This window comes from Sphingomonas sp. GW821-FHT02B09, assembly GCF_059421875.1.
The window spans coordinates 206,615-220,432 of the sequence record NZ_JBWKVV010000004.1; the positions used below are offsets into that span (position 1 = coordinate 206,615).

The 13,818-nt window shown below is 69.3% G+C and carries 13 protein-coding genes; all 13 read right to left on the minus strand.

Annotation, left to right across the window (positions count from 1 at the left end):
- Positions 1–11 precede the first annotated feature (11 nt).
- Positions 12–212, minus strand: a complete 201-nt coding sequence (locus AC07U4_RS17560; RefSeq protein ID WP_038662156.1) for a hypothetical protein — start codon at positions 210–212, stop codon at positions 12–14.
- Positions 209–1,624 (minus strand): UDP-N-acetylmuramate--L-alanine ligase, encoded by a 1,416-nt coding sequence (gene murC, locus AC07U4_RS17565; RefSeq protein WP_495196375.1) that lies wholly within the window; start codon positions 1,622–1,624, stop codon positions 209–211. The genes AC07U4_RS17560 and murC overlap by 4 nt, the downstream gene beginning before the upstream one ends.
- Positions 1,624–2,781, minus strand: a complete 1,158-nt coding sequence (gene murG / locus AC07U4_RS17570) for an undecaprenyldiphospho-muramoylpentapeptide beta-N-acetylglucosaminyltransferase (RefSeq protein ID WP_495196303.1) — start codon at positions 2,779–2,781, stop codon at positions 1,624–1,626. The genes murC and murG overlap by 1 nt, the downstream gene beginning before the upstream one ends.
- Complete coding sequence (locus tag AC07U4_RS17575; protein ID WP_245640690.1) at positions 2,766–3,998, minus strand: FtsW/RodA/SpoVE family cell cycle protein; 1,233 nt, start codon at positions 3,996–3,998, stop codon at positions 2,766–2,768. Before AC07U4_RS17575 ends, murG begins: the two co-directional genes overlap by 16 nt.
- Entirely contained in the window at positions 3,995–5,290 is a 1,296-nt protein-coding gene (gene murD / locus AC07U4_RS17580; protein ID WP_495196304.1) for a UDP-N-acetylmuramoyl-L-alanine--D-glutamate ligase, read from the minus strand. The genes AC07U4_RS17575 and murD overlap by 4 nt, the downstream gene beginning before the upstream one ends.
- Positions 5,287–6,357 carry a phospho-N-acetylmuramoyl-pentapeptide-transferase gene (mraY, locus tag AC07U4_RS17585; protein ID WP_038662171.1) on the minus strand — a complete coding sequence of 357 codons (1,071 nt, stop codon included), beginning with the start codon at positions 6,355–6,357 and terminating at the stop codon, positions 5,287–5,289. Before mraY ends, murD begins: the two co-directional genes overlap by 4 nt.
- Complete coding sequence (locus AC07U4_RS17590) at positions 6,357–7,721, minus strand: UDP-N-acetylmuramoyl-tripeptide--D-alanyl-D-alanine ligase (protein ID WP_495196305.1); 1,365 nt, start codon at positions 7,719–7,721, stop codon at positions 6,357–6,359. Before AC07U4_RS17590 ends, mraY begins: the two co-directional genes overlap by 1 nt.
- Positions 7,722–8,028: 307 nt before the next feature.
- A complete protein-coding gene (locus tag AC07U4_RS17595; protein ID WP_495196306.1) occupies positions 8,029–9,444 on the minus strand; it encodes a UDP-N-acetylmuramoyl-L-alanyl-D-glutamate--2,6-diaminopimelate ligase in 1,416 nt (471 codons plus the stop codon).
- Positions 9,445–9,454: 10 nt separating this feature from the next.
- Positions 9,455–11,167: a peptidoglycan D,D-transpeptidase FtsI family protein gene (locus AC07U4_RS17600; RefSeq protein WP_137899182.1), complete on the minus strand. Its 1,713-nt coding sequence runs from the start codon at positions 11,165–11,167 to the stop codon at positions 9,455–9,457.
- Positions 11,164–11,790 (minus strand): hypothetical protein, encoded by a 627-nt coding sequence (locus tag AC07U4_RS17605; RefSeq protein ID WP_495196307.1) that lies wholly within the window; start codon positions 11,788–11,790, stop codon positions 11,164–11,166. The genes AC07U4_RS17600 and AC07U4_RS17605 overlap by 4 nt, the downstream gene beginning before the upstream one ends.
- Positions 11,787–12,725, minus strand: coding sequence for a 16S rRNA (cytosine(1402)-N(4))-methyltransferase RsmH (gene rsmH / locus AC07U4_RS17610; RefSeq protein WP_038662186.1), 939 nt, complete (start codon positions 12,723–12,725; stop codon positions 11,787–11,789). The genes AC07U4_RS17605 and rsmH overlap by 4 nt, the downstream gene beginning before the upstream one ends.
- Positions 12,722–13,222 carry a division/cell wall cluster transcriptional repressor MraZ gene (locus AC07U4_RS17615; protein ID WP_038662189.1) on the minus strand — a complete coding sequence of 167 codons (501 nt, stop codon included), beginning with the start codon at positions 13,220–13,222 and terminating at the stop codon, positions 12,722–12,724. The genes rsmH and AC07U4_RS17615 overlap by 4 nt, the downstream gene beginning before the upstream one ends.
- Before the next feature lie 295 nt (positions 13,223–13,517).
- The gene (locus AC07U4_RS17620) at positions 13,518–13,799 is read right to left on the minus strand and encodes a hypothetical protein (RefSeq protein ID WP_245640691.1); all 282 of its coding nucleotides are present in this window, start codon (positions 13,797–13,799) and stop codon (positions 13,518–13,520) included.
- Positions 13,800–13,818: the final 19 nt, after the last annotated feature.

The following is a 13,818-nucleotide window of genomic DNA, read 5'->3' on the forward strand; positions in this document are numbered from 1 at the left end:
GACGCCCGCAGTCACCAAGGGCCGACACCCCATAGTCGCGTCCACGCCTGGATTGCGGCGAGATTGGCCTCGGCGGCCTTGCGTGTCGCCTCCTGCGCCTGGACCATCGCCTCGCCGGCACCGACCGCATGGCCGCCCGCCTCGAGCGACTTGCGCTGCGCATCGAGCATCTGCTTCTGGAGCTTCAGTCCCGCATCGAACCAGTCGTTCATCGCCGTTCTCCGATCGCCGTGGCCAGCCCCGCCGCCCATTTGGTGATATCGCCCGCGCCGAGGCAGACGATCATGTCGTCCGGCTGGATCGTCGCCGCCAGTTCGTCCGCCAGCGCATCGGCGTCGGCGATCGTCGTCGCCGAGCGATGGCCGCGACGCTTGAGCCCGTCGACCAGCGCCTGCGCATCGACGCCCTCGACCGGCGCCTCGCCCGCGGCATAGACCGGGGTGACGAGCACGCGATCGGCGTCGTTGAACGCGGTCTGGAAATCCTCCATCAGATTGCCGAGCCGCGAATAGCGGTGCGGCTGGACGACCGCGATCACCCGGCCGCGCGCGCCCTCACGGGCGGCGGCGAGCACGGCGCGGATCTCAACGGGATGATGGCCGTAATCGTCGATGATCGTGACGAAGCCGCCGTCGACCGCGACCTCGCCGACCTTGGTGAAGCGCCGCTTGACGCCGCCGAAGGCGGAGAATCCCTGCTGGATCGTCGCATCGGGGATGCCGAGTTCGAGCGCGACGCCGATCGCGGCGAGGGCGTTCTGGACGTTGTGGCGACCGGGCATCGGCAGTTCGATCCCCTCGATAGAGCGCGTGGTGCCATCGCGCTCGCGCACGACACAGTCGAAGCGGTTGCCGCCCGGCACCGGCGTGACGTCGACGCCGCGGATATCTGCCTGCGCCGAGAAGCCATAGGTGACGACGCGGCGGTCGCGGACGCGCGGCAGCACGTTCTGCACCTCGGGGTGATCGAGGCAAAGCAGCGCCGCGCCGTAGAAGGGCACGTTCTCGACGAACTCGACGAAGGCGTCCTTGACCGCGTCGAACGAGCCGTAATGGTCGAGATGCTCGGGATCGATGTTGGTGACCACCGCGATCGTGCCGTCGAGGCGCAGGAAGCTGCCGTCGCTCTCGTCCGCCTCGACCACCATCCAATCGCTTGCGCCGAGGCGCGCGTTCGAGCCGTAGCTGTTGATGATGCCGCCGTTGATGACGGTCGGATCGATTCCGCCCGCGTCGAGCAGCGCCGCGACCATCGAGGTCGTCGTCGTCTTGCCGTGCGTGCCGGCGACAGCGACGGTCGATTTGAGCCGCATCAGCTCGGCGAGCATCTCGGCGCGGCGGACGACGGGGATGCGCCGTTCCAGCGCCGCCTCGACCTCCGGATTGGTGCGCGTGATCGCGGTCGAGGTGACGACCACCGCCGCGTCGGCGACGTTGGCGGCGGCATGGCCGATCGTCACCGCGATGCCCTTGTCGCGCAGCCCCTGCACGACATAGCCCTCGGCGACGTCGGAGCCCTGTACGGTATAGCCGAGGTTCTTCATCACCTCGGCGATGCCCGACATGCCGATGCCGCCGATGCCGACGAAATGGATCGGGCCGATATCGGTCGCGACGCCGCGGATCATGCGAACGCCTCCTTGTGCGGGGCGGCCTTGCCGACCGGCAGGCGCGAGACGGGGGAATCGAGGCTTTCGACCAGATCGGCGAGATCGCGCACCGCATGCGGGCGGCCGACGCTCTGGGCGCGGCTCGCGGCATTTTCGAGCGCGACCGGATCGAGGCCGAGCTTCTGCATCTGCTTGGCGAGTTCCACCGCGGTGAATTCGGGCTGCGGGATGGTGCGCGCACCGCCCGCCTTGGTGATCTCGCGCGCATTGGCGGTCTGATGGTCGTCGGTCGCGCCGGGCAGCGGCACGAGGATCGCCGGCCGGCCCGCCGCGGTGAGCTCGGCGATCGTCGAGGCGCCGGCGCGGGCGATGACCAGATGCGCCCAGGCGAGCTGTTCGGGCATGTCGGGCAGATAGGTGGCGAGTTCGGCCGGGATCTGATGCTCGGCATATTGCGCGCGCACCGCGTCGATATCCTCGATCCGCGCCTGATGCGTCACCTGCAGCCGGCGGCGGAAGGTGATCGGCAGCATCGCGAGCCCGTCGGGCACCACCTGGCTGAGGATGCTCGCGCCCTGGCTGCCGCCAGTGACGAGGACGCGGAAGATGCCGTCCTCCTCGAGCAACGGATAGGGCCGCGTACGCAGCGCCAAGACCGCGTCGCGCACCGGATTGCCGACGAGATGGACCTTGCCCTCATGCTTCACCGCCAGCCGCTCGGTCGTCGCATAAGAGGTGGCGATCGCATCGACGCGGCCGGCGACGAGCCGGTTGACGCGCCCGAGCACCGCATTCTGCTCGTGCACCGCGGTCGGGATCTTGTCGGCGAAGGCGGCGAGCAGCGCCGGCATCGCCGGATAACCGCCGAAGCCGATCACCGCGGCGGGCTTGAACGTGCGGTACAATTCGCGCGCCATCGCCCGGCCGCGCAGCATCTCGCGCACCGCCGAGGGCCAGCCCTGCGGGCGTTTCGCCTGGAAGCGGCCGGCGGGCAGGACGTGCGTCTGGATGCCGTCGAAAAGGCCGGGGAAGCGGACGCCGCGCTGGTCGCTGATGAGGGCGACGCGATGGCCGCGCCGGGTCAATTCCTCGGCCAGCGCCGCGGCGGGGACCATATGCCCCCCCGTACCACCGGCGGCGAGGACGTAATGCTTGCTCAATTCGATCCCCATCTCACCACATACGGGCTGCGCGTCAGGAACGGGTTGCGCCGCGTGAACGCGAGCAGCAGCCCCATGCCGATCGACAGCGCGATCATCGACGAACCGCCATAGCTGATGAACGGCAGCGTCATCCCCTTCGACGGTGCGAGGCCGGTGTTGACCGCCATCGACACCAGGGCCTGTGCGCCGAATTGCACCGCAAGCCCCGAAGCGGCAAGCAATTTGAATTCGTCCTGCTCGTCGAGCAGCTTGACGAAGACGCGCACGACGATCGCCAGGAAGACGATCGCGATGATCGCGCAGGCGATCAGGCCGAATTCCTCACCGATCACCGAATAGATATAATCGGTATGCGCCTCGGGCAGGCCGAACTTGACGGTGCCGCCGCCGGGACCGGTGCCGGTCCAGCCGCCGCTGGTGATCGTGGCATGCGCGGCGTTGGTCTGGAAATGGTCGCTCGCCCCCTCGCCCTCGACGCTCGGGAACAGGAAGGCGTCGATGCGATTGCGCGCGGTGCCGTAGAACATGTACGCCGCGACCAGCCCGACCGGCACCATCGCGATGATGCCGCCGAGGATGCGCATCGGCGTGCCGGCGATCATCAGCAGCGCCATCCAGACGGTGCAGAAGATCACCGTCTGGCCGAAGTCGGGCTGGAGCATCAGCAGCACCGCGATCAGCCCGGTCATCGCGCCGGTGATGAGCACGGTCGGCAGCTCGGGGTCCTTGGCCTTGAGCGACAGCAGCCACGCCACCGTCACGATGAACAAAGGTTTGAGGAACTCGGACGGCTGGAATTGCGCGAAGCCATAGCCGATCCAGCGCCGCGCGCCGTTGATGCTGTTGCCGACGAACGGGGTCAGCGCGAGACAGACGACGAGCACCGCCGCGCCGCCGAGCGCCAGCCGGCGCGCCAGCGGCACCGGCAGCATCGACACGCCGAACAGCACCGGCAGCGAGATGCCGACCCAGATGAGCTGCCGCCAGAAATAATAGAGCGGCGTGAATTTGTGATGCTCGCCCGAATAGCGCACCGCCGTCGCCGGACTCGCCGCCGCGACCGCGATCAGGCCGATCGCGATCAGGAACAGCGTCAGCAGCAGCAGCATCCGGTCGATATCCCAGAACCAGGTGCCGAGCGGCGAACGATCGCCGCGCCCGCCGCGCCGCTTGACCTTGGCGATCAGCGTGTCGCGGTCGGCGTCGGTCATACCGGCACTGGTCATGCGAGGGCCTCCACCGCCGCGCGGAACGCGGCGCCGCGCTCCTCGTAATCGCGGAACTGATCGAAGCTAGCACAGGCCGGCGACAAGAGCACGGTGTCTCCGGGCCGTGCCGCGACGGCGGCCTGCGCGACCGCGGTGGCGAGGTCGCCACTGTGCGTGACGGACGGAATGCGGTCCGCGAGCAGGTCGGCGAACAGCGGCCCCGCCTCGCCGATCGTATAGGCGGCGACGACGCGGTCGAAATATGGCGCGCACGCGTCGAGGTCGTCACCCTTGCGCTTGCCGCCGACGATCCAGTGGATGCGGCCGAACGCGCCGAGCGCGGGGGCGGCGCTTTCCGGATTGGTCGCCTTGCTGTCGTCGACGAAGGTGACGCCGTCGCGCACCGCCACCGTCTCCATCCGGTGCGGCAGGCCGGTGAAGCTGGCGAGGCCGCGATCGATGTCCGCTTCCGACACGCCGAGCGCCTTGACCGCGGCGATCGCGGCGAGCGCGTTCTGGGCGTTGTGCGGGCCTTGCAGCGCCGGCCAGCGCGACTGGTCCATGCAGACGCCCGGCGCGATCTTGGTCAGATGCTCCCCCCGCGCCGACAGGCCGCGCGCGATCTGCGCCGAAGGGGCGTCGCCGATGCCGATGATCGCGTCATGCTGCGGCGATTGCATCGCGAACAGCCGTGCCTTGGAGGCGGCATAGGCCTCGAACCCGTCGTAGCGGTCGAGATGGTCGGGCGTGACGTTGAGCAGCACCGCGACGTCGCAATCGAGGCTCTGCGTCAGGTCGAGCTGGTAGCTCGACAGTTCGAGCACGTAGACGCCGCCTGCCGGCAGCGGCGGCTGTTCGAGGATCGGCAGACCGATGTTGCCGCCCATCAGCGTCGGCACGCCCGCGGTCTTGAGGATATGGTGGATCAGCGCGGTGGTGGTCGATTTGCCGTTGGTGCCGGTGATGCCGACGACGCGATGGGGCGGCAGTTCGCCGCGCGCCTGCGCGAACAATTCGATATCGCCGATCACCGGCACCCCGGCCGCGCGGGCATGATCGACCAATGGATGCGCGTTGAGCGGCACCCCCGGCGAGACGATCAGCCCGGCCGCGCCGTCGAGCGCCAGTTGCAGCGGATCGTGGACGATGACGCCGTCGATCCGCGTCACCCGTTCGCGCGCCGCGGCGTTCATGTCCCAGGCGACGACATAGCCGCCGCTGGCGGCGAGCGCCTGCACCGTCGCGAGGCCCGAGCGGGCGAGCCCGAGCACCGCATAGCGTTTCCCGGCAAAGGCCTTGGCGGTAATCACCGCAGCTTCAACGTCGACAGGCCGGCGAGCGCCAGCACGAGGCTGATGATCCAGAAGCGGATGACGACGGTCGGTTCGCTCCAGCCAAGCTGTTCGAAATGATGGTGAATCGGGGCCATGCGGAAGACGCGCTTGCCGGTGCGCTTGTAGAAGAACACCTGGATGATCACCGACATCGCCTCGACGACGAACAGGCCGCCGACGATGCCGAGCACGATCTCGTGATGCGCGACCACCGCGATCGTGCCGAGCGCGCCACCGAGCGCGAGACTGCCGGTATCGCCCATGAACACCGCCGCGGGGGGCGCGTTGAACCACAGGAAGGCGAGCCCCGCGCCGATCACCGCGCCGCAGAAGATCGCGAGTTCGCCCGCCCCCGGCACGTGCGGGATGCCGAGATAGGTGGCGAACTTCACGTTGCCCGCCAGATAGACGATCAGCATGAAGGCGACGCTGGCGATGATGACCGGCATCGTCGCCAGCCCGTCGAGCCCGTCGGTCAGGTTCACCGCATTGCCGAAGGCGACGATGGTGAAGGCGGCGAACAGCGGGAAGGCATAGCCGAGGTCGAGATACAGCCGGTCGGTGAACGGCAAATAGAGGTGCGGCCCGTTCTGCCCCATGATGATCCACGACGCGATGCCGGCGATGGCGAATTCGAGCAGGAGACGCGTGCGGCCCGAGACGCCCGCGGTGCTCGCCTTACGCACCTTGTCGTAATCGTCCATGAACCCGATCGCGCCGAAGCCGAGTGTCACGAACAGGCACGACCAGACATAGGGGTTGCTGAGGTCCATCCAGATCAGGATGGCGAGGCTCATCGCGGTGAGGATCATCAGCCCGCCCATCGTCGGCGTCCCGCGCTTGGCGAGGTGGGTCTGCGGCCCGTCCGCGCGGATCGGCTGCCCCTTGCCCTGGCGGACGCGCAGCCAGCCGATGAAGCGCGGCCCGATGATGAGACCGATGAAGAGCGCCGTCGCGACCGCCGCACCGGTCCGGAAGGACTGGTAGCGGATGAGGTTCAGCAATCCGGTGAAGCCCAGATGCTCGGCGATCCAATATAGCATTACGTTCCGCCCCCCAGGCCCGCGACCACGCGCGACAACCCGACACCGTTAGACCCTTTGACGAGCACCGCATCCCCGGCGCGGGCCAGGGCCTTCACCCGGCCGAGCGCGGCGGCGGCGTCGGCCACATGCATGACTTGGGTGCGTCCCTCAAGGGCCTTGGCGAGCGGCGCCATCGCTTCGCCGACCAGCACGGCCGCTTCGACCCGCGCGGCGAGCACCGGTCCGGCGAGATCGGCGTGATAGGCGTCGGAGGCGTCGCCCAGCTCGCGCATCTCGCCGAGCACGGCGAGGTGACGGCCCGGTTCCTCGGCGAGCACCGCGAGCGTCGCGCGCATCGAGGCGGGATTGGCGTTGTAGCTTTCGTCGATCACCAGCACGTCGCCCGGCGCAACGAAGCGCGCGCCGCGGCCGGCGAGACCGCCCATCTCGGCAAGCGCGAGGCCGGCGCGGGCGAGATCGGCACCGGCGGCATCAACCGCGGCGAGCACCGCGAGCGCGTTCGACACCCAGTGCATCCCCGGTTGCGACAAAGTGAACGACAGTTCGCGTTCGCCGATCTGCGCGGTGACGAACGAGCCGCCGGTCGGCAGGCGCATTGCCTCGATCGCGCGGACGTCGGCGCCCTTCGTCAGGCCGAAGGTGACGGTGCGCGCGGCATAAGGGGCCGCGGCGGCCATCAGCCGGTCGCGATGCGGGCTGTCATAGGGGACGATCGCGACGCCGCTGGGTTCGAGTCCGCGGAAGATCTCGCCCTTGGCGTCGGCGATCGCGCTCTCGTCGGGGAAGAAGGCGGTGTGCGCCGGCGCGATCGCGGTGACGATCGCGATATGCGGCCGCACCAGTTTCGTCAGTTCGGCGAGCTCGCCGGCATGGTTCATGCCCATCTCGAACACGCCGATCCTCGTGTCGCGCGGCATGCGGGCGAGGCTGAGGGGCACGCCGGTATGATTGTTGTAGCTCTTCACCGAGCGGTGGACCGCGCCGGGCAGCGACCGGTCGAGCGCGGCGAACAGCGCCTCCTTGGCGCTGGTCTTGCCGACCGAGCCGGTGACGCCGATCACCGTCCCCGCCATGCGCGCGCGCGCGGCGCGGCCGAGGTCGTAGAGCGCGGCGAAGGTGTCGGCGACGCGGACGTGCGGATGATCGGTCGGATCCGAGACGATCGCGCCCGCCGCACCCTGCGCGAACGCCTGCGGCAGGAAGCGATGGCCGTCGGTGCTCTCGCCGGTCAGCGCGACGAACAGGTCGCCGGGGCCGACCTCGCGGCTGTCGAAGGCGACGCCGGTGGCGGCGAAATCGGTCGAGGCGGTGCCTGCCGTGGCGGCGGCGATTTCGGCTGCGGTCCAGAGGGGCGCCGTCATGGCTGCACTGCCCCGTCACCCCGGACTTGTTCCGGGGTCCACTCTGCGGCGAGGAGAACAGTCGTTTGTCCGAGTGCTGCCCGCGCGGACGGGCGGATCCCGGAACAGGTCAAGACCTCTGCAAAAAGCCCTTCTGTGCTCCTGCGAAAGCAGGAGCCCAGGGTCGCTAACGCCATAAGACGTTGTTTTGCTTGGCTCTGGGCTCCTGCTTTCGCAGGAGCACTACGCTGATCTACCCGCGATGCGGCTTTTCGTAGAGGTCTCGAACACGTCCGGGGTGACGGGAGGGTTGGGCGGATGTCCCCCCTCACGCTGCATACTCCCGCGCGACGGTGACGTCGTCGAACGGCAGTTCCATGTCGCCGACGATCTGGCCCTGTTCGTGGCCCTTGCCGGCGATCAGCACGATATCCTGCGGCCCCGCCTCGGCGATCGCCGCGGCGATCGCCTCGCGCCGGTCGCCGATCTCGCGCGCGTTGGTCGCACCCTTGAGGATCGCGGCGCGGATCGTCGCGGGATCCTCGGTGCGCGGATTGTCGTCGGTGACGATGGCGAGGTCGGCCTGCATCTGCGCGACCTGGCCCATCGTCTCGCGCTTGCCGGGATCGCGGTCGCCGCCGGCGCCGAACACGACGATCAGCCGGCCGCCGGCATGCGGCTTGAGCGCGGCGATCGCCGCTTCGAGCGCATCGGGAGTATGCGCGTAATCGACATAGACCGGCGCGCCGCTGCGCGCGATCGCCGCCCGCTCCAGCCGGCCGCGTACCGGTTGCAGCCGCGCAAGATCGGCGATCGTCCGCGCCACGTTGCCGCCGGTCGCGATGACGAGGCCCGCCGCGACCAGCGCGTTCGCCGCCTGGTAGCCGCCGATCAGCGGCAGCGTGACGCGATGCGTCTCCCCCTCCGCCTCGATCGTCAGCCCCTGCCCCAGCAAGGTCGGGTCGCGTCCGACCAACCGCAGCGTCGATCCGCGCTCGCCGACCGTCACCAGCCGGTTGCCGCGCGCCTGCGCGAGGTCGATCACCCGCGCGGCATGCACGTCGTCGGCCCAGACCACCGCGGTGCCTTCGGGGCTGAGCACCTCGGAGAACAGGCGCAGCTTGGCGGTCAGATAGGCGCCCATGTCGCCGTGATAATCGAGATGGTCGCGGCTGAGATTGGTGAAGGCCGCCGCGGCGACGCTCAGCCCCTCGGTGCGATACTGGACGAGGCCGTGGCTCGACGCCTCGAAGGCGACGTGCGTGATCCCCTCGCGCGCGAGGCCGGCGACGTTGGACAGGAAGGTGACGACGTCGGGCGTGGTCAGCCCGGTCGTCACGCGCTCGTCGGCGGTGGTGACGCCGAGCGTGCCGATCGAGGCGGCATGCGCGCCTGCCATCCGCCAGAGCTGCCGCGTCATCTCGACCGTCGAGGTCTTGCCGTTGGTGCCGGTGACCGCGACCGCGACCTCCGGGAAGGGCGCGAAGAAGGTCGCGGCGGCGCGCGCGAACCGCTCGCGCGGATTGTCGTCGACGATTGCCACCGCGCCCTCGACCGGCACGCCGGGCCGCGTCACCACCGCGATCGCGCCCGAACGGACGGCATCGGCGATATACTCCTCGCCGTTGACGCGCGCGCCCTGGAAGGCGCCGAAGACGGTGCCGGGGGCGACCTTGCGATGATCGATCGCGAAGCCGGTGACGATCGCCTCTTCGCCGCCGCCGGTGAGTGCGCCCAGTCTCATTACACCCCCTTCAGTTGCCGCTGGCCAGCTTGCGCGTCGGGTCCTGCCAGATCAACGGCATCAGGTCCGACACGTCGATGTCCTGCCGCTCGTCGGGAACGACGCCGAGCATCGCGCCGACGCGCGAGATCGTCCGCCCGACGACGGGCGCGGCGTTCCACGCGGCGGTCTTCCAGCCGCCGGTTTCCTTGGTACCCTTGGGCGAATCGAGCATGGCCAGCACCACATAGCGCGGTGCGTCCATCGGGAAAGCCGCCGCGAACGTCGCGACGTTGCGCGAATGGTCGTAGCCGCCCGCCACCGCGGCCTCGGCGGTGCCGGTCTTGCCGCCGACGCGATAGCCCGGCGCCTCGCCCTTGCGGCCGGTGCCGCGCAGCACGATCAGCCGCAGCATCTGCCGCATCCGCGCACTGGTCTGTTCGCTGATGACGCGACGGCCGACCGGCGCCTGCCCCGGCGCGACCTTCATCAGCGTCGCCGGCCGCCAGATGCCGCCGTTGACCAATGCGGCATAGGCGCTGGCGAGATGCAGCGGCGTCACCGCGATGCCATGGCCGTAGGCGGTGGTCATCGTCGTGGTGCGCGCCCAATAGGTCGGCATCAGCGGCCGCCCCTTCTCGCGCAGTTCGATGTCGGGCTTGGTGTCGAAACCCAGTTTGCGGAACATCGTCTGCATCTTCTGCGGCCCGATCTCGTCGGCGATGCGCGCGGTGGCGATGTTGGACGAATAGATCAGCGTTTCGGGCATCGACAGCCAGCGCTGCGGATCGCCACGCTCGTCATGGATGGTGAAGCCGCCGACCTTCAACGGATGCGTCGCGTCGAACTTGCGGTTGAGCGTCACCGTGCCGGTGTCGATCGCGGTCGCGACGGTGATCGGCTTGAAGGTCGAGCCGAGCTCGAACACGCTCTGCGTGGTGATGTTGCGCAGCTCTTCCGAGCCCGCCATGCCGACGCGATTGGGATTGAACGTCGGCAGCGACACCATCGAGATCACCTCGCCGGTGGCGACGTCGAGCACGATGCCGCCGGCGCCGCGCGCGGAGAAGGTGTTCATCGCGCGGCTGAGTTCGCTCTCCAGCGCCGCCTGCACGCGCACGTCGATCGACAGCGCGACCGGCTGGCCCGCCTTGGTCGGGTCGAGCAGCCGCTCGTCGAGCACGCGCTCCATGCCGCTCATGCCGTGGCCGTCGGTCGACAGGAAGCCGAGCGCATGGCTCGCCATCGTCGATTGCGGATAGAGGCGCTGCGTCTCGCGCGCGAAGACCAGCGCGGGCTCGCCGATCGCATTGACCTGTTCGACCAGCGCCGGGCTGGCGCGGCGCTGCAGATAGACGAAGCTGACCGGGCGGGTGAGCTGGCCGTAGAACCACGCCTGATCGCCGCGATCGGGCATCAGCGCGGCGAGGCGGCTGGCGATCTCCATCTTGTCGCCGATGATCTGCTTGGGGTGGACCGCGATCGTCCAGGCGTCGATCGTCCGCGCCATCGGCGCACCGTTGCGATCGACGATATCGCCGCGCGCGGCAAGCGCGGCGACGCGCGCCTCCGCCTCGCCGCCCGACATCACGCCGAGCATCACCAGCCGGCCGATGACCAGCGTCACCGCCGCGGCGAACAGCATCAGCAACATCATCAGCCGCATATGCGACGTCGCCACCAGCGCATGGCGCTGGGTGGCGTTGCGCCGTTGCTGTGCGGGCCGGGCGACGACGACGGTCAACGCTTGCGGGCCTCCGCGCGCGCGCTGCTGAGGATATCGCCGAGCGTCGTGTCGGAGAGCAGCTTCCTGTCGAGCATCGCCACCGCCTGCGGCCGGACCTTGGCGACCGCGACCTTGGCGCGTGCCGCCTCGTTGAGCTTGGCGAGCATCGGCGCGCTCTTCTCGATCGCGGCGACCTTGATGACGGCGCGCTTGGCGGTCGGCAGCGCGGCGGCGACCTGGACGACGGCGGGCGCGGGCGTGGCGGCGGGGGCGGCGACGTTGACGGTGGCGAGCGACGGCACGACGAGCGCGGCCAGCTTGGTCCCCGGCGCGGTCACGCCGACCTGGTTGACGTCGAGGCTGGCGAGCGCGCCCTCGTCGGTGACGAACTGTCCGGCGACCGGCGCGGCAAGCGCCAGCGTCTCGCCGTTCCACTTTTCGAGCTGGGCGAGATTGGCGCGCGTCTCGAACTCGGTCTCCAGCGCGCGGATGTCGCGCTGCGCCGAATCGATCTTGCGGTCCATCGTCTCGAGCTTCTTGCGCTCCGCCGCGACCTGCAGCGACACCAGGTAGAAGCCGAGGACGATGGCGACGCAGCCACCGAGCCACCCGATCCCCTTCAACCGATACGCCGCCGTCATGATGTCACCTCCGCCAGATTGCCATTGCCCCAAGCGGGCGCCGCCGTTCGCCGGGCGGTCCGCAACGTCGCCGAGCGCGCGCGGGGATTGCGCGCGACCTCGGCCTCGCCGGCGCGCACCGCGCGGCCGACGGCCTCGAAACTCGGGGCGATGCCCGCCGCCGCCTGCGGCAGGTGCCGCGAGCCGCCCGGCGCATTGCCCGACCGGTCGCGCAGGAAGCGCTTGACCAGCCGATCCTCCAGACTGTGGAAGGTGACGATCGCCAAGCGACCGCCCGGCTTCAAAACGCGCTCGGCCGCGGCGAGGCCGTCGGCGAGCTCGCCCAGTTCGCGGTTCACATGGATGCGAATCGCCTGGAAGGTGCGCGTCGCCGGGTCCTTCTTGTCGTGCGGGCGATGGCCGAGCGCCTTGCGCACGACATTGGCCAGTTCCGACGTGCGGGTCAGCGGGCGCGCGGCGACGATCGCGCGTGCGACGCGGCGCGACTTTGGCTCGTCGCCATAATGATAGAGGATGTCGGCGATCGCCTCTTCCTCGGCGGTGTTGAGGAAGTCGGCGGCGCTCGCCCCCTCCTGGCTCATCCGCATGTCGAGCGGGCCGTCCGACTGGAAGGAGAAGCCGCGCTCGGCCTGGTCGAGCTGCATCGACGACACGCCGATATCCATCGTCAGCCCGTCGACCGGCGCGTCGAGCGCCGCCTCCAGTGCCGAAAAGTCGCTATGGACGAGCGTCAGGCCGGGGATGTTCGCGGCGCGGCCCGCGGCGATCGCATCGGGGTCGCGGTCGAAGGCGACGACCTGCGCGCCGGTGGCGAGGATGGCGCGCGTATAGCCGCCGGCGCCGAAGGTCGCGTCGACGATCCGCTCGCCCGGGGCGGGGGCGAGCGCGGCGACGACCTCGTCGAGCAGCACGGGAATGTGCGGGGCGTCGCTCATAGCGCGATGCCCTTGTCCTGGCAGTAATAGCGGCAGGCGGCGACCATCTGCGGCGCGATGTTCGGCGTCGACAGCAAGGTCTTGGGGTCCCAGATCTCGATATAGTCGAGCGTGCCCCAGAAGAAGGCATGCGCCCCGATACCGGCATAGAAACGGGGAAAACCCGGCATGATGAAGCGCCCCGATCCGTCGAACGGCACGGCTTCGCCATTGGCTCCGCCGCGCTTGATATTGTGGTCGATCTTGCCGTCGGGACCGCGCGACAGCGCGACCCGCTCGTTCAGCTCGCGCTTGAGTTCGGCGAGATAGGCAGGATCGTAGGCGATCAGGCAGGGCTGGTCCTCGTGCGCGGCGATGATGACCGTGCCGCCGTCCTTGCCGTCGGGTCGCGGTGCATTCTCGGCCAAGGTCGAGCGGAGCGCATTGGGGATGGCGACGCGACCCTTGTCATCGACAAGAGCAAGTCCGCTTCCCTGATAATCGCCCCTTTCCGACACTGCCGTCTCGCACCCTGACGCGCACGGCTCACCGTTCCGAAAAACGACCCGTCGTCGCCGTTCGGCCTGTTGCGATGGACGCAACCGGTGATGCCTGCCCCGTTGACGCTGTTGGTATCAACAGCACCTCGGGGACGCAACGGGATTTTTGGGGAAAAGCGGGGAAACGGCCCCGTCGTCGCCTAGCCGGGTGGGCGCGCGCCCCACGACCGAGGCGACACGGCCTTGCTCGAAGGCAATAAAATGCATCTAATCAGATGGTTAGGCACAATCCCCGGATTTCCCCGGCGGCGCATCAGCGCGGCGCTTGACTGTTGCTGGTGGAGGGGGCGACGCCCAGTTCGGCGAGAGGCTCGCCCGACGCGCCCGCCGCGGCCGCAGCGGCGCCGGCGTTGGTCATGGCGATGTTGGCGACCACGTCGGCCTGCGCCGATCCGGCGGCGGCGATCGGCCGCTCGCGGGTGGCCGAGCCGAGGATGGCGCTGGCAACGGCGATCAGCAGCACCACGGCAACCAGGCCGATCACACCGACCTTGATCCGTTGCATCGTCTGCTGGGTATCTCGCACGGCTCTCATCTTGCCGCGCCTCTGTAAC

Excerpts from the sequence above, each read along its gene's own strand:
- AC07U4_RS17560 (WP_038662156.1), bottom strand. The coding sequence starts at position 212 with ATGAACGACTGGTTCGATGCGGGACTGAAGCTCCAGAAGCAGATGCTC.
- murG (WP_495196303.1), bottom strand. The coding sequence starts at position 2,781 with ATGGGGATCGAATTGAGCAAGCATTACGTCCTCGCCGCCGGTGGTACG.
- AC07U4_RS17575 (WP_245640690.1), bottom strand. The coding sequence starts at position 3,998 with ATGACCAGTGCCGGTATGACCGACGCCGACCGCGACACGCTGATCGCC.
- mraY (WP_038662171.1), bottom strand. The coding sequence starts at position 6,357 with ATGCTATATTGGATCGCCGAGCATCTGGGCTTCACCGGATTGCTGAAC.
- AC07U4_RS17590 (WP_495196305.1), bottom strand. The coding sequence starts at position 7,721 with ATGACGGCGCCCCTCTGGACCGCAGCCGAAATCGCCGCCGCCACGGCA.
- AC07U4_RS17595 (WP_495196306.1), bottom strand. The coding sequence starts at position 9,444 with ATGAGACTGGGCGCACTCACCGGCGGCGGCGAAGAGGCGATCGTCACC.
- AC07U4_RS17605 (WP_495196307.1), bottom strand. The coding sequence starts at position 11,790 with ATGACGGCGGCGTATCGGTTGAAGGGGATCGGGTGGCTCGGTGGCTGC.
- rsmH (WP_038662186.1), bottom strand. The coding sequence starts at position 12,725 with ATGAGCGACGCCCCGCACATTCCCGTGCTGCTCGACGAGGTCGTCGCC.
- AC07U4_RS17620 (WP_245640691.1), bottom strand. The coding sequence starts at position 13,799 with ATGAGAGCCGTGCGAGATACCCAGCAGACGATGCAACGGATCAAGGTC.